Consider the following 15,688-nt stretch of genomic DNA (forward strand, 5'->3'; position numbering starts at 1 on the left):
CCCTATTCCCTATTCCCTATTCCCTATTCCCTATTCCCTATTCCCTATTCCCTATTCCCTATTCCCTATTCCCTATTCCCTATTCCCTATTCCCCCTTATAGCTTGTTTCATCTCGCGGACTGCCCTTTCTATACCTACTAATGCTGCCCGACTGATGATGGTATGACCAATATTCAGTTCTTCCATACCTGGAAGCCCAGCGACGGGATAGACGTTCCAGTAGGTGAGTCCATGTCCTGCGTTGACTCGCAATCCAGATTTAATCGCTTGTTCACACCCTTTAGCTAATATGGCTAATTCTCGGTGGCGATTTGTCTCATCTTTAGCCTCAGCGTATTGTCCGGTGTGCAATTCAATAAACCGCGCCTGTACCTTGACAGATGCTTCGATTTGTGCTGGCTCTGCGTCGATAAATAAACTAACTGGAATGTTAGCGCTTTGCAATTTATCAACTATCTCACCTATTCTAGCAATTTTACCGATAATATCTAGTCCGCCTTCTGTTGTGACTTCTTCGCGCTTTTCGGGGACTAAAGTCACGTAATCTGGTTTGATATCGAGAGCGATCGCTAGCATTTCATCTGTAGCGGCCATTTCTAAATTAAGATGCGATCGCACTGTTTGCCGCAATATCCGCACATCCCGGTCTTGGATGTGCCGCCGATCTTCGCGCAGATGCACCGTAATTCCATCTGCACCGCCTAATTCTGCCAGCACCGCCGCCGCTACGGGGTCTGGTTCCACCGTCTGCCGCGCTTGCCGGATGGTGGCGATGTGGTCAATGTTAACGCCAAGTGTAGGCACCCCAAATTTCTCCCAAATCCACAGTCCTCAGAACTTGATTTTACCGGAAATAGTGGAAGTTTTACTTGAGAGTTAAACGCGATGTCTACGACGGGCTATTCGGCGTCGCCTAAAAGAAAACTGAGTTAGCAAAAGCTGATTTTTGGGCAAACTACTTTAAACAAGTAGCTGATTTAACAATAGTTGATGAAGTATGAATACAGCAGTTGAGCCGATGGACAAGCTTTTAAACTATCGAATTAGCGAACAACTTTATGCAGGCTCTAGAACCTTAGTTTACCGTGCAATTCGAGAGGGTGATCTAATTCCGGTCGTCATCAAGCTGCTCCAGCAGGAATATCCTACCTTCAACGAACTGCTGCTATTCCGCAATCAGTACACGATCGCCAAAAATATTGACCTCCCTGGTATTGTTCGTCCCTACAGCCTGGAACCTTACCGCAACAGCTATGCTTTGGTGATGGAGGATTTTGGCGGTATTTCCCTTAGAGATTGGATGAACAGAGAAATGGGGGACAACCAATATACTTTGACAGAGTTCTTGGATGTTGCGATCGCTCTGAGCAATATTCTTGACGGACTCTATCACCATCGGGTTATCCACAAAGACATTAAGCCTGCCAACATCCTGATTAACCCGGAAACTAAGCAAGTCAAGTTGATTGACTTTAGCATTGCTTCTCTTTTACCTAGAGAAACCCAAGAAATTTACAGTCCTAATGTTTTAGAAGGTACTCTCGCCTACCTTTCCCCGGAACAAACCGGGCGGATGAATCGCGGAATTGACTATCGCAGTGATTACTATTCCCTCGGCGTTACCTTCTTTGAACTGCTGGCTGGACACCTACCTTTCCAGTCTCACGATCCGATGGAGTTGGTTCACTGTCATATCGCCAAGCAACCGGAGCAATTAAGAGGCAGGGGGCAGGGGGCAGGGGGCAGGGGGCAGGGGGCAGGAGGCAGGGGGCAGGAGGCAGGAGGCAGGGGGCAGGGGGCAGGGCGCAGGGGGGAAGAGGAAATTCCGCAAGTGTTGTCAGACATTGTGATAAAATTGATGGCGAAAAATGCTGAAGATCGCTATCAGAGTGCATTAGGGCTGAAATTTGATTTAGAACAATGCTTAGAGAAACTGAAGAACACGGGTAGAATTGAGAGTTTCCCGATTGCACAGAGGGATATTTGCGATCGCTTCATCATCCCAGAAAAACTCTACGGTCGCCAAGGCGAAGTTCAAAGCTTACTGGATGCCTTTGAGAGAGTCAGTCAGGGAAGCACTGAAATTATGTTGGTAGCAGGCTTCTCTGGCATTGGCAAAACTGCTGTGGTTAACGAAGTCCACAAGCCAATTGTGCGACAACGGGGTTATTTCATTAAAGGTAAATTTGACCAGTTCGGGCGCAACATCCCTTTCTCTGCCTTTGTGCAAGCTTTTCGAGATTTAATCGGGCAACTGTTAACTGAAACTGACGCTCAATTTGAGCAGTGGAAGTGCAAAATTCTCTCTGCTTTGGGTGAGAACGGACAAGTGATGATTGAGGTGATTCCCGAACTGGAAAGTATGATTGGTAAACAGCCTCCTGCGCCGAAACTCTCTGGGAGTGCGGCACAAAATCGCTTCAATTTGCTGTTTTTGAAATTCACTCAAGTCTTCGCTGCATTAGAACATCCATTGGTAATCTTTATTGATGATCTGCAATGGGCCGATTCTGCTTCCTTAAATTTAATGCATTTGTTAATGAGAGAAGCTGACATCCGCTATCTACTATTAATTGGTGCTTATCGAGATAACGAAGTCAACCTAGTACATCCTCTGATGCTAACTTTAGCAGAGATTCAGAAGTTAGGTGCTACAGTCAATACAATTACCTTAGCTCCCCTTGAGCAGATTTCTATCAATCATTTGGTTGCAGATACATTGAGTTGTTCCCTAGTGTTAGCTGCACCATTAACAGAGTTAGTATTGAGCAAAACCAAAGGCAATCCTTTTTTCTGCACCCAGTTTCTCAAAGCGCTACATCAAGATCAACTAATTACATTTAATTTTGACGGTGGTTATTGGGAATGTGAGATTGCTCAGGTGCGATCGCTCGCTCTGACCGATGATGTAGTAGAGTTCATGGCAATTCAACTTGAAAAGTTGCCAACACCGACTCAAGAAGTTTTGAAATTAGCGGCTTGTGTGGGAAACTCTTTTGATTTAGCCACATTAGCGATCGTCTATGAACAGTCTGAGGCCACAACGGCAGATGAGTTATGGAAAGCACTCCAAGAAGGATTGATCATTCCTACCAGTGATGTTTACAAGTTTTATCAACAGCATTCATTAGTAAATAGTTACAACGACTATGGACAAATAAACATCAGCTACAAATTTCTTCACGATCGCATTCAGCAAGCTGCCTATTCACTAATTCCTGACAACCAAAAGCAAGTTACTCACCTGCACATTGGGCGTTTGCTGCAACAAGCCACGACTGCAAATGAACGAGATGAAAAAATTTTTGCGATCGTCAACCACCTCAATCAAGGGGCTGCTTTAATTAGTGATGAGCAAGAGCAACAGGAACTCGCGCAGTTAAACTTGGCGGCTGGGCATAAAGCTAAGGGTGCAACAGCTTACGCAGCAGCTTTGGACTATTTCAACATCGGTATTGCTATGCTAACGGCTAATTGCTGGCACAGCCAATACAATCTCGCCCTCATCTTGTATGAAGGAGCAACAGAATCAGCTTACCTCTGCACCCATTTTGAACAGATGGAACAGTTAGCTGAGATGGTACTGAATCATGCCCAATCCTGGCTGGATCGAGCAAATATCTACAACATTAAAATCCAAGCTTGCATTGCCCAAAATCAGCAGCTAGAAGCCTTGCGACTAGCACGAGAAGTCCTAAAGCATCTGGGAGTGCATCTGCCAGAGCAACCCACCCCAGCAGACATCGAACAGGCACTTAAGCATACCCAAATCTTACTCAACGATAGGTCAATGGAATCTTTCCTGGAATTACCCCAAATGACTGCACCGGACAAAAAAGCGGCAATGGTCATTCTATCCAGCGTTCTTTCTGCTGCCTTTCAAGCTGCCCCAGACTTATTACCTCTGATCATCCTTGCTCATGTCGATTTATCTGTGCAGTATGGGAATGCACCAGAATCGACTCATGGCTATGTGATGTACGGGTTGACATTGCTGGTTGTGTTGGGAGATATTGAGGCGGGCTATCGGTTTGGACAACTGGGGATGAAGCTACTGCAACATATCCATGCTCCTGAGTTAACCGCTAAAACCATTTTTGCCTTCAACAACTTCCTCAGACATTGGCAAGAACCTGCAAAAGATACTTTGGAAGGGTATCTAAAAGCCTATTCCAGTGGATTAGAAATCGGAGATATTCAATATATCGCCCTAAGTCTTCTTGGTTATAGCTTGACTGCCTATTTCAGCAGTCAGGAACTATTTTCTCTCAGACAAACAATGGAAGCTCATCGCCAGGTGATGCAGCAATTGCGCCAGGATACCTATCTCCAGAAGCAAAGTATCTACTATCAAGCTGTACTCAATCTGCTGGAGACTAGGGATGAACCCGATCGGTTGCATAGCGAACACTATAATGAGCGTGAAATGATTCAGCTTCACCTCAAAACCAATGATGTGACAGCACTATTTCAGATTTATATCAATAAAATGCTCCTCTCCTACCTGTTCCAACGCTATGAACAGGCATTAGAAAACGCCAGACTAACGGAACAGTATTTAGGTGCTGGGAGAGGACTCATGCACATTCCAATCTTCTATTTCTATGATGCACTAGTTCGATTAGCGGTTTATGCAACTGCCAGTGAGACAGAGCAAACAAGCATTATAGAGCGGGTAACAGAGCATCAAGAAAAACTCAGGAACTGGGCAGATCATGCACCCAGCAATCAGGCTCACCGCCATGCTTTACTAGTTGCAGAAAAATGTCGAGTCTTGGGGGCGAAACTAGAGGCAATTGAGTATTACGATCGCGCCATTGCTAAAGCTAAAGAAAACGAATATCTCAACGAAGAAGCTCTCGCCAACGAACTTGCAGCCAAGTTTTATTTAGAATGGGGCAAAGAACGCATTGCCCAAGAGTATTTGATTAATGCTTATTATTGTTACACTCGCTGGGGTGCTAAAGCCAAAGTCGATGATTTAGAACAGCGTTATCCACAACTGCTAGCCCCGATTTTACAACAGATGCGTTCACGAAGTGACTCTGAAAGAGTATCGCTACTTACGCCCAATGAGACAATCGCCAAGATTGACAGCATTACTACCTTGCACTCAAGTATTAATAAATCAGTAACTTCTAGTAGTAGTGTATCCCTAATGCTAGATTTGGCAACAGTTCTCAAAGCCTCTCAGACTCTCTCCAGTGAAATTGAACTAGATAAATTACTTACGAAGCTGTTGCAAGTGGTGATTGAAAATGCTGGAGCAGATAAGTGTGCGTTACTCCTGCTTAAAGAAGATAGATTGCTAATTGAGGCGACTGCTCAAGTTGGGCAACAATCAACGGTGTTACAGTCCATTTTTGTGGAAGATAGCGCAGACGTTCCCCATAGCCTAATTTACACCGTCAAACGCAGCCTACAGCCTACGGTTATCATTAATGCAACAGTGCATCCGGCGCTAATAGCCGATCCCTACATCATCCGTCAGCAACCCAAAAGCTTGCTGTGTACCCCGATTCTGCATCAAGGCAAACTGTTGGGGATTTTGTATTTAGAAAACAATCTTACTACAGGGGTGTTTACGAGCGATCGCGTTGAAATTCTCAATCTATTATGCACTCAAGCTGCAATCTCCCTAGAAAACGCCCGACTTTATCAACAAGCACAAGATACTCTCGAAAATCTGGGACAGACTGAACAATGCTTGCGGTTAATTATCGACAATATTCCCCAATCTGTTTTCTGGAAAGACTGCAATAGTGTTTATTTAGGATGTAACCAGAACTTTGCTGAAATTTCGGGTGTAGGAGCGCCAGAAAATGTTATTGGTAAAACAGACTATGACCTTCCCTGGATTCGGGAAAAATCAGATTATTATGTAGGGCGCGATCGCCGCATTCTCGAGTCTGAACAAGCTGAATTCAGCATTATTGAAACCATCCAGAAAGTAGACGGAAAACAAACATGGTCGAATACAAATAAAATTCCCCTACGAGATCGAGAAGGAAATATTTTTGGCATTCTTGGCACATCTGAAGACATCACCGAACGCCAGGAAGCACAACAATTGCTGCAAGAACAAAAGCAACAATTAGAACAAGCTTTGCAAGAACTCCAAACCATGCAATTACAATTAGTACAGGGTGAAAAAATGTCTGCCCTTGGTAATCTGGTAGCGGGTGTTGCCCATGAAATCAATAATCCTGTTGGCTTTATTGCCGGCAACTTAGAACCAGCTAGAGATTATGTCAAGGATTTGTTTGGACTAATTAACCTTTATCAAGAGAAGTTTCCTAATCCTGGCTCAGATATTGAAGACGAAATTAATGGCATAGACCTGAATTATTTACGCGAAGATTTACCTAAATTGCTGGATTCGATGAAATTGGGTGTTAGCCGTATCCGCAGTATCAGTACCAGTTTGCGAACTTTCTCCAGAGCAGATAAGGATTATAAAGTTCCCTTTGATATTCACGAAGGCATTGACAGCACGATTCTGATTCTCAGACACCGTTTAAAAGCTAACGAAAACCGTCCGGCAATTGAGGTGGTCAAAAATTATGGCAAACTACCCTTAGTTGAATGCTTTGCTGGACAACTTAATCAGGTGTTTATGAACTTGTTAGCAAATGCCATTGATGCACTCGAACAATATAATACAGATCACAGTTTGGAAGCCATTCTAGCCAATCCCAATTGCATCACCATTCAAACTCGTATAGCCGAATCAGGTCAGCACGTTTTGATTAAGATTGCTGACAACGGGGTAGGGATGTCACCAGAAGTCAAGCAACGAGTGTTTGACCATTTGTTCACCACTAAACCCGTAGGAAAAGGCACGGGATTGGGATTAGCGATCGCTCGTCAAATTATAGTGGAAGCACATGGCGGTTCTCTCTCCTGCACTTCAGAACTTGGACAGGGCACAGAGTTTGTCATTCAAATCTCTACTCAACAACAATAAAGAGTTATGAGTACTTTCTACCTGACTCAGCACTCTTCATTTTTGCCTTTTAAATTTTAACTTCTAGCAAATAACTTTATAATGCTCAAATTACGCAAAGGCTGGTTGATTTTCAACCCCCGACGGTATAATCAAATGGACAAAAATCACTACTCATTGAAATGCCGATCGCGTAATTTCATATTACTATCAATCTTGGTGATTTTGTCCCTTAGTATTAGCGTCACCGCTATTATTAGTTACAAAATTGTCAGAGGGTTGTTGCTCGATAGTCTTAAGCAGCAAGTGTTGTTAAAAACACAACAAGGTCAAAATGATATTGATAACTGGTTAGCCATTCGGAAGACAGAAATTAAAACTCTGGCAAATTCTGCTGTAGTGCGATCAATGGATTGGTCTATGACGGAACCTTACTTGCAATCTGAGGTGAAGCGAATGCAAACATTTTTGCTCATGGCGCTAATTACACCAGATGGTGCATTAATTAATACTCAGGAAGGTCGGACAAGCGTCAAAGATCGAGAATTTTTTCAGCACAGTATGGCAGGTGAAACATTAGCCGCCGATCCCATTATTGGACGTACAAGCAATCAGTTACAGATTCAGATTAGTTCGCCGATTCCTGCTGAAACAGGCACAAAACCAGCAGGTGTGTTGATGGGTGGGATTCCGATTAATCGCGTAGTTGAGGTGATCGGTAATTTACATCAAGGTAATGGTAGCTATGCCTTTGCCATCAATTCTCAAGGAGTTCCCATTGCCCATCCCGACATCCGACTGATTGGTACACCTGAAAAAGCCGCCGAGAGTTTCCTGAATTCGCCTAATCCCCAGTTGGCAAAAATCACTCAAAAGATGGTAGCTCAACACACTAATATTGAATTGGCTCAACTAGATGGTCAGTGGAATTATGTTGCTTACACCCCGCTTCATGAAGCAAATTGGTCGGTAGCTTTAGTTGTGCCACAAGAAAATATTGAATCGCCATTACAGGCGTTGAATCTTTTAGCTACGGTTCTGGGAGGATTGCTAGTGGTTGGCTTGATCAGTGCATGGCGACAGGTGCAACTATATGAACAGATTCGCGATCGCGCCTTTATTTCTAGTCAGCAGGCGCAGGAACTCAGCAAAACCTTGAAAGAATTGCAAAATACCCAAGCTCAACTCATCCACACCGAAAAAATGTCTAGCCTGGGACAACTAGTTGCTGGGGTGGCACACGAAATCAATAATCCGGCCAATTTTATCCATGCCAACCTCAACCATGCCAGTGAATACAGTGAAGGTATCCTCGATTTGCTAAAGCTTTATGAACAAGCCTACCCAAATCCTACGCCAGAAATTAGCGATCGCGCCCAAGACCTTGATATTGAGTTTCTGGCAGAAGATTTACCCAAGCTAATGAGATCAATGCAGGTAGGAACCAAGCGCATTCGTGAAATTGTGCTGTCGCTGCGTAATTTCTCCCGCCTCGATGAAGCAGACATGAAATCTGTAGATATTAATGAAGGATTAGACAACACTCTGATGATTCTCAACCATCGTCTGACAGCTACGCCTAACCAACCAGAAATTCAGATCCTCAAGAAATACGGTGATTTACCCCTAGTAGAATGCTACGCAGGGCAACTTAATCAGGTGTTTATGAATGTTCTGGTGAATGCGATCGACGCATTAGAAGAAGCCAGCCCCAAACGCAGTTCTGAGGAACTTAAAAGTCATCCTAATCAAATTAAGCTGCAAACGCAAATTGACAAATCAAGTGATTATGCGATCGTTCAAATTTACGATAATGGGATTGGGATGTCCGAGGATGTGAGACATCGGGTATTTGACCACATGTTTACTACAAAACCTGTGGGTAAAGGAATCGGATTAGGAATGGCGATCGCCTATCAAATTGTTGTAGACAAACATAAAGGAACTATTGAAGTTGATTCTACCCCAGGATGCGGAACAGAGTTTACCATCCGTATTCCTTTAAAAAGTACAAATTAAAAATTCCTGACAACATTGGAATTAAAATATATAAACAGCTTTATTTTAAAAACAAAATAATAATTTTATATCTGCTTTGACATCCGAATAACTGGGAGGAAAGCTCCATTAGAAAGAAATATTTCAAAACGAAGTCCGTCTGCGCGGACTTAAGAAATTGGAAACCCGCGTAGGCGGGTTTTGTCTGTGTAGCCGCGAATTCCATTCGCTAGGGCTTTTTATAAAAGTGAGATACTCCCCACTCATGCTCAGAGGCGATATGCTTTAAGAAAGTTGATTTGTAAATCAAATCTGCTCAACACAACCGTTACTACATCAACTCTCTGAGGTGATATGCTTTTAAAACTGCAACAAATTATTGTTAAGCCGGGTCAACAAACGTTGCTCAAAGATATTAGTTGGCAGCAGTTAGAAAATATTTTGGCAGAAATGGGAGAAAAGCGTGCAGCACGTATTTCTTATAGTCATGGCTGGTTAGAAATTATGGTTCCTCTACCCGAACACGAAAAAGATAAAGAATATATTGGTGAGTTAGTGAGAATTTTATTAGACAAACTCCAAATTGATTTTGAGCCTTTTGGTTCCACAACACTAAAAAATGAGCGATCGCAGCAAGCAGTGGAACCAGATACCAGTTTTTATATTCAAAATCAAGCTGCTGTAATTGGGAAAAATCGCATTGATTTAAATATAGATCCACCACCAGATTTAGCAATTGAAATTGATATTACTTCTCGCACTCGATTTGAAAACTATGAAATTTTGGGAGTTTCTGAACTTTGGCGACATACACAACAAGGTTTAGAAATTTCGGTTCTACAAGAAGGAAAGTATATTAAATCTCAATCTAGTCCTAATTTTCCTAATATCCCAATTGTTGAATTAGTTAATGAATATGTTCAGCAGTGTTTAACAATTGGGAGAAGTCAAGCTATGCGTAATTTTCGAGATTGGGTGAAGAATAATTTATGATAGAAATCTAAGGCTTTCTGAGAAAGGCGATCGCTCATGACTACCGAAAACAACCCAAGAGCCATTCTAGACTGGGAACACCCCACACCGCCCACAGATTTAATTTTTGATGACGGAGAACCCTTGGAATCAAATCGCCACCGTATTGCTATGAATGTCTTGATTCGGTCATTGCAACAAGCTTGGGCTGATCGCAATGATTTTTTTACTGGGGGCAATATGTTTATTTATTACAGCAGCGCCCAAGTACGTAACCAGGATTTCCGTGGCCCCGATTTCTTTGCTGTCTTGAATGTGGACGGGACTAATTCTCGTCAAGGTTGGGTAGTGTGGGAAGAAAACGGTCGTTATCCTGATGTGATTGTAGAATTAATGTCACCATCTACAGCCAAAATAGATCAGACTGTTAAGAAAGACCTTTACGAACAAACTTTTCATACTTCAGATTATTTTGTCTATGATCCCTTTGATTCGACTTCTTTGCAAGGGTGGCATTTAGATCACGATCAGCAATATCAATCTTTGACACCGAATGAGCGTGGTTGGCTATGGTGTCAAAAGTTAAGTTTATGGTTGGGAACCTATGAAGGAACAATAGACAGAGAAACGGCGGTATGGTTGCGGTTTTATGATGTAGCTGGGAATTTGGTTTTGTTACCAGATGAAGCTGCTGCTTTCCAAGCACAAGCCGCAGTTGCAGAAGTAGAAGCGGCTGCTGTACGAGAAGAAGCGGCGGCTGCACAGGTGGCTCGTTTAGCGGCTAGATTGAGAGAACTAGGGGAAAATCCAGATTTGTTGTAAGAGATTTTGGCTTTTTTGATTTGTTTGGAATACAGTTTTGAGTTGTAGGAGGAATAGATGAAGAGACAAGTTATTATCTATCCAGGAGAAGATGATTGTTGGGTAGCTGAATGTCCTAGCTTACCTGCTTGTATTAGCCAAGGGAAGACGAAAACAGAAGCTATTGGCAATATCAAGGAAGCTATTGAGTTATATATTGAAGTGTTAAAAGAAGAAGGTCGTCCTATTCCAGAAGATAACTTGGAAACAGTTTTGGTCGATGTATGAGCAAGTTGCCAATAATTTCTGGTCAAGGATGCATTAAAGCTTTGGGAAAGGCTGGTTTTTATATTTTACGACAACGTGGAAGCCACATTATTTTACGTCGAGATGAGCCATTTGCGGAAGTGGTAGTTCCAAATCATCAAGAATTAGACAAAGGAACTTTACGGGCAATTATTAGACAGGTTGGGCTAAGTGTTGATGAGTTTATCGAGTTGTTATAAATTAAAAACTGAGTGCGATCGCTATTTTGAAATATCAGAATTAACAAGTGCGATCGCCAGCATTAAATCAGTTTTTTTATTTCTATATTTAACGATCATCGCACTGGTTGTCTCAAAAAATGTGTATTTTAGTCAAAATAAAAGTGCAGTAAAAATATTTAAGGTTTCCACATAGAAGTACCTAACCACATCAAAGGAATGCTGAGAAATAAGCATCCAATAAAAGCTGAACTATTACCGCTAGAAAGCTCGCTAAGTCCCACAAGGACAAAAAACCCGACAACAATAAAGCAAGACACAGCAATTATCCACCTGATCCTTTTCAGTTTGGGATTATGGGCTTTTGGTATCGTTGTTTGATTTGATGAAGAGAACTTTATCTGAGAAGGTATTTCCACACGATGATTTGGCTGTACTGATGGTGGAGCCTCAGAAAAGTTAATAGGTTGATGTGTGGCTTCTTCTGCAATTAGTCTTGTCTCAATTGATTCCGCATCTTTTTTATTAATTGCTAACATTTCTTGATAACGCTCTAAATCATGACGAGTGTAATCACTCAAAGGAAACTCTCTTTTAATCTCATCAACTAATGCCTGCTCATATTGGTGCAATTTTTGCTTGTACTCCTGATAAGGTTTTAAAACCTCAGCTTCAATTGCAGCAACTTCTTCAGGAAGCAATCCCAAATTGTCACGTTGGGCATCTAATATTTTGCGACCAATAATCGGAATCTCGCCCCGGCTGGCATAAATCTCTACTTCTTTGCGATACCTCAGTTTTGGATTGCCAATTGGTGCTTTGGCCAAAAAGATTTTGAATCCTTCTCTGAATGCAGAGATTCCTGGCCGCATCGCTGGAGATGCTTCTTGAACTTTCTTTTTGGCGTACTCATGCAACTCATCAATTGAAATCTCACCATCGTTATCTTGATCTGCGGCACCTGTTTCAATACCTTCAATCAGATAACGGGTATAAATCGAAAGATTTTCTCCCGATTGCTCGAAAGAATACTGAGTTGCAGTGGAAGAACTGAGAACAACTCGCCCTTCTCCTCCCATTTCAACTTGAATATTAACAGAACCATCATCTTTAGCTGACCAACCTTCAGGAAATGCCCCACTAAAGCAGCAATCAAGAATTATGACTTGTCGCCTAGAGCGGCTTTCACTCATAATGTCTTGGACAAAACTGGCAGGAACAGCAGTTGATTTGATCAGCCTTCCTTGAGGATTTTTGCGGGTAAAGCGAGTAGCTAGGTGAAGTTTACCATTCTCGTCTTTAATACCGTGACCGGAGAAGTAAAGTACTACAAGGTCATCTTTGCTACGATCGCCAAACAACGTCTCGATCGCTTCCTGCATTTTTTGAGGATCGGGATTCTCCAGTTTTTGGATGTCTAGTTCAGCAAATCCGCCCATTTCAGGATGCTGTAAAACTTGGGCGATCCCTTGCATATCATTGATTGAGGCTGGTAATGGGTTAAGACCAGGCTCATACTCGCTGACTCCGATAAGAAGTGCTACCCTTGCCATCCTGTTATCCTCTCTTTTATTAATAGACTTTCTCAAGCTGTAGCTACAAACCTTTGGGCGGCTTCCAGCGCTGCTGTTAATTCTTCTTGGCTGCTGGCTTTAATTTTCAGCTTTTTACCGTTGGCTTCTACTTCCAACTCTATTGGTTTATTACCCAAGCGATCGCCCAAAAATCCCAACAATTTCTTAAAATTGGCAATACTCACCTCTGTCTGCAACACTCCCAGCAGAAAAACCCCAAACGCCTTTGATCCTGGAGGAGTTTGTGCAACTGCTACAAGTTCAGCACTTTCCACATCTAAATCTCTGATCTCTCGTAGTAGATTCCGCGTTTCCCGTTCTTGCTCTTCTGCATCTAAGTCTGGATTAGAAAGAGCGATCGTTAACTTGACGTTAGATTCAAAACTCATTTTGTACCCTTTTCGGTTTTAAGTAGTTGACTGTCAACTATATTTCCGTGATTTCTCTATTGACATCATATCGGCTATGTAGATTTCCTGAAATTTCTTCAAGATTTTTACAAAAATTCATAAAATTTAGGTAAAAATTAGTATAAGCAGGGGCGATCGCTCAAAATCTAATATCGTGTTCGGATAGTTAGTTATAATTCCCACAGTCATCAATACGCTTGGGTTAAGGGCTACTGGCAACAATTTTTGGTTTTCGAGACGCGATAAATCGCCGTCTCTACAAGTGTTTTTGGCTTATCTGAACTGTATTGCCATAGTCATTTCACCCCATACACAGAACTTCTGGGGCGTTATATTCTATATCCATACTTTGAATAAATTGAGAAGCCTACACTGTACCGAACTGTACAGTGTAGGTACTTGACATCACGATCAGCTTAGTTAAAACAAATCCAAATCTGTTACAGCACCAACGCTGCTAGAAGATACCAATTTCGCATATTTCGCCAACACGCCTTTAGTGTAACGAGGAGCCGGAGGTTGCCAATTAGCACGACGACGGGCTAATTCTGCTTCGGATATATTCAATTGCAATAAACGCGCCGGTGCATTAATAGTAATACTATCGCCTTCTTCGATCAGAGCGATCGCACCACCAACTGCTGCTTCTGGCGCCACATGACCAACCACCATACCATAAGTACCGCCAGAAAAGCGTCCGTCGGTAATTAATGCCACAGCATCACCCAAACCAGCACCGATAATTGCTGAGGTGGGAGCCAACATTTCTCGCATCCCCGGTCCGCCCTTGGGGCCTTCATAGCGGATAACGAGAATATCACCAGCTTGAATCTTACCCGCCAAAATCGCATCTAAAGAGGCTTCTTCCGATTCAAACACCCGTGCAGGTCCGGTAATTACTGGTTTTTTCACCCCGGTAATTTTGGCGACAGCCCCTTCTGTTGCCAGATTACCTCTGAGAATAGCTAAATGTCCTTGAGCATACATAGGGTTATTCCAAGTCCGAATCACATCTTGGTTGGCGGATGGTTCTTCTGGGATGTCTGCTAATATCTCTGCAATTGTTTGGCCGCTAATGGTGAGGCTATCACCGTGTAATAAGTCATGGACAAGTAACATCTTCATTACTTGGGGTATGCCACCAGCTTTGTGTAAATCTGTAGCGACATATTTACCACTTGGTTTTAAATCGCACAAAACGGGAACACGGGCGCGGATAGTTTCAAAGTCATCTAGTGTTAACTCTACATCAGCAGCGCGGGCGATCGCTAAAAAATGCAACACTGCATTGGTCGAACCACCCACCGCCATAATCACAGAGATGGCATTCTCTATAGATTTGCGGGTGATAATTTGGCGAGGTAAGATTTGTTTGCGAATGGCTTCGACTAACACATAAGCTGATTTTTCCGTACTGTCAGCTTTTTCGGCATCTTCGGCTGCCATTGTGGAAGAATAGGGCAAACTCATTCCCAGGGCTTCAAATGCTGAAGACATGGTGTTAGCGGTAAACATTCCCCCACAGGAACCAGCGCCAGGACAAGCGAGACTTTCAACTTCTAATAATTCCTTTTCGTCAATTTTTCCGGCACTGTATTGACCAACAGCTTCAAAAGAACTGACAACGGTTAAATCGCGTCCGTTGTAGTGACCGGGTTTAATGGTGCCACCGTAAACGAATATTGCCGGGATATTCATCCGCGCGATCGCTAACATTGCTCCTGGCATATTCTTATCACAGCCACCAATGGCTAGTACACCATCCATACTTTGTCCGGTACAGGCGGTTTCAATGGAATCAGCGATGACTTCCCGCGACACTAGGGAATATTTCATCCCTTCGGTTCCCATCGAAATCCCATCGCTAATGGTAATTGTGCCGAACACTTGCGGCATTGCCCCGGCGGTTTTAATCCCCACCTCTGCCCTTTGTGCCAGTTGATTTATCCCCATATTACAGGGAGTGATTGTACTGTAGCCATTGGCAATACCGACAATGGCTTTATTGAAATCTTCGTCTTTAAAACCAACTGCACGCAGCATAGCTCGATTTGGGGATCGCTGCACCCCTTGCGTCACAATTCGGCTTCTCAAATTCTCCGACATCTTTTTTCCTTCCCTGGCATCATCGCAACTGTTGCGATTGTATTATCTGATTTTCTCATGCATAAGCGGCGCAATGAGAGAACCAGGATTACTTCTCAACCAACCCACTCCCTAATTAGCTGGCTAATATTGGTCGGAGTTGGTTTCGTCGCCGTTCGCGGAAGTCCATATAATCTGACATTGACGACTTTCTACTCCGTCTTTTGCCTGACGGTAAACCTGTTCTAACTCGGAAATATTTAAATGTGTGGCTATAGTGATCCGTTTTGGCATAGTTCATAGTTGCACTATGAACTTTTATCTTGACACTCTCCGACCTGAAGGTGCGGAGATTCTTAAGACTTTGCAATCTTAATATCCTGCTTGCACAGGTTCCCAGACTCAACACGTTTGCA

11 protein-coding genes are annotated in these 15,688 nt (G+C 42.9%); 6 read left to right on the plus strand and 5 right to left on the minus strand.

Annotated elements, in window-relative coordinates:
- Window positions 1-79: 79 nt before the first annotated feature.
- Window positions 80-805 carry a pyridoxine 5'-phosphate synthase gene (locus tag V7K97_RS13110; protein ID WP_334801464.1) on the minus strand — a complete coding sequence of 242 codons (726 nt, stop codon included), beginning with the start codon at window positions 803-805 and terminating at the stop codon, window positions 80-82.
- Between the two features lie 193 nt (window positions 806-998).
- On the opposite strand from V7K97_RS13110, the gene V7K97_RS13115 reads away from it, so the two are divergent.
- The 6 genes from V7K97_RS13115 to V7K97_RS13140 all read left to right on the plus strand — a co-directional run bounded on the left by V7K97_RS13115 (window position 999) and on the right by V7K97_RS13140 (window position 11,224).
- The gene (locus V7K97_RS13115) at window positions 999-6,968 is read left to right on the plus strand and encodes a trifunctional serine/threonine-protein kinase/ATP-binding protein/sensor histidine kinase (RefSeq protein WP_334801465.1); all 5,970 of its coding nucleotides are present in this window, start codon (window positions 999-1,001) and stop codon (window positions 6,966-6,968) included.
- A gap of 81 nt (window positions 6,969-7,049) precedes the next feature.
- A complete protein-coding gene (locus V7K97_RS13120; RefSeq protein WP_334801466.1) occupies window positions 7,050-8,966 on the plus strand; it encodes a sensor histidine kinase in 1,917 nt (638 codons plus the stop codon).
- Window positions 8,967-9,299: 333 nt separating this feature from the next.
- Window positions 9,300-9,938, plus strand: coding sequence for a Uma2 family endonuclease (locus V7K97_RS13125; protein ID WP_334801467.1), 639 nt, complete (start codon window positions 9,300-9,302; stop codon window positions 9,936-9,938).
- 36 nt (window positions 9,939-9,974) lie between these two features.
- Complete coding sequence (locus tag V7K97_RS13130; RefSeq protein ID WP_334801469.1) at window positions 9,975-10,739, plus strand: Uma2 family endonuclease; 765 nt, start codon at window positions 9,975-9,977, stop codon at window positions 10,737-10,739.
- Window positions 10,740-10,796: 57 nt separating this feature from the next.
- Window positions 10,797-11,006, plus strand: a complete 210-nt coding sequence (locus tag V7K97_RS13135) for a type II toxin-antitoxin system HicB family antitoxin (protein WP_334801470.1) — start codon at window positions 10,797-10,799, stop codon at window positions 11,004-11,006.
- On the plus strand, window positions 11,003-11,224 hold the full coding sequence (locus V7K97_RS13140; protein ID WP_334801471.1) for a type II toxin-antitoxin system HicA family toxin: 222 nt from the start codon (window positions 11,003-11,005) through the stop codon (window positions 11,222-11,224). The genes V7K97_RS13135 and V7K97_RS13140 overlap by 4 nt, the downstream gene beginning before the upstream one ends.
- Before the next feature lie 158 nt (window positions 11,225-11,382).
- Here V7K97_RS13140 and V7K97_RS13145 read toward each other — a convergent pair whose 3' ends face one another.
- The 4 genes from V7K97_RS13145 to V7K97_RS13160 all read right to left on the minus strand — a co-directional run bounded on the left by V7K97_RS13145 (window position 11,383) and on the right by V7K97_RS13160 (window position 15,566).
- The gene (locus tag V7K97_RS13145; protein ID WP_334801473.1) at window positions 11,383-12,756 is read right to left on the minus strand and encodes a caspase family protein; all 1,374 of its coding nucleotides are present in this window, start codon (window positions 12,754-12,756) and stop codon (window positions 11,383-11,385) included.
- Between the two features lie 32 nt (window positions 12,757-12,788).
- The gene (locus V7K97_RS13150; RefSeq protein ID WP_334801475.1) at window positions 12,789-13,166 is read right to left on the minus strand and encodes a hypothetical protein; all 378 of its coding nucleotides are present in this window, start codon (window positions 13,164-13,166) and stop codon (window positions 12,789-12,791) included.
- Between the two features lie 441 nt (window positions 13,167-13,607).
- Window positions 13,608-15,293 (minus strand): dihydroxy-acid dehydratase, encoded by a 1,686-nt coding sequence (gene ilvD / locus V7K97_RS13155; RefSeq protein ID WP_334801477.1) that lies wholly within the window; start codon window positions 15,291-15,293, stop codon window positions 13,608-13,610.
- A gap of 123 nt (window positions 15,294-15,416) precedes the next feature.
- Complete coding sequence (locus tag V7K97_RS13160; RefSeq protein WP_334801478.1) at window positions 15,417-15,566, minus strand: hypothetical protein; 150 nt, start codon at window positions 15,564-15,566, stop codon at window positions 15,417-15,419.
- Between the last annotated feature and the right edge of the window lie 122 nt (window positions 15,567-15,688).

The sequence above is a fragment of the Nostoc sp. genome (assembly GCF_036917815.1).
Taxonomy (GTDB): Bacteria; Cyanobacteriota; Cyanobacteriia; order Cyanobacteriales; family Nostocaceae; genus Nostoc.

What these genes read in the sequence shown, in the direction of transcription:
- ilvD (WP_334801477.1), bottom strand. Translation starts at nt 15,293, where the DNA reads ATGTCGGAGAATTTGAGAAGCCGAATTGTGACGCAAGGGGTGCAGCGA.
- V7K97_RS13160 (WP_334801478.1), bottom strand. Translation starts at nt 15,566, where the DNA reads ATGCCAAAACGGATCACTATAGCCACACATTTAAATATTTCCGAGTTA.
- V7K97_RS13120 (WP_334801466.1), top strand. Translation starts at nt 7,050, where the DNA reads ATGCTCAAATTACGCAAAGGCTGGTTGATTTTCAACCCCCGACGGTAT.
- V7K97_RS13145 (WP_334801473.1), bottom strand. Translation starts at nt 12,756, where the DNA reads ATGGCAAGGGTAGCACTTCTTATCGGAGTCAGCGAGTATGAGCCTGGT.
- V7K97_RS13150 (WP_334801475.1), bottom strand. Translation starts at nt 13,166, where the DNA reads ATGAGTTTTGAATCTAACGTCAAGTTAACGATCGCTCTTTCTAATCCA.
- V7K97_RS13140 (WP_334801471.1), top strand. Translation starts at nt 11,003, where the DNA reads ATGAGCAAGTTGCCAATAATTTCTGGTCAAGGATGCATTAAAGCTTTG.
- V7K97_RS13135 (WP_334801470.1), top strand. Translation starts at nt 10,797, where the DNA reads ATGAAGAGACAAGTTATTATCTATCCAGGAGAAGATGATTGTTGGGTA.
- V7K97_RS13115 (WP_334801465.1), top strand. Translation starts at nt 999, where the DNA reads ATGAATACAGCAGTTGAGCCGATGGACAAGCTTTTAAACTATCGAATT.
- V7K97_RS13125 (WP_334801467.1), top strand. Translation starts at nt 9,300, where the DNA reads ATGCTTTTAAAACTGCAACAAATTATTGTTAAGCCGGGTCAACAAACG.
- V7K97_RS13130 (WP_334801469.1), top strand. Translation starts at nt 9,975, where the DNA reads ATGACTACCGAAAACAACCCAAGAGCCATTCTAGACTGGGAACACCCC.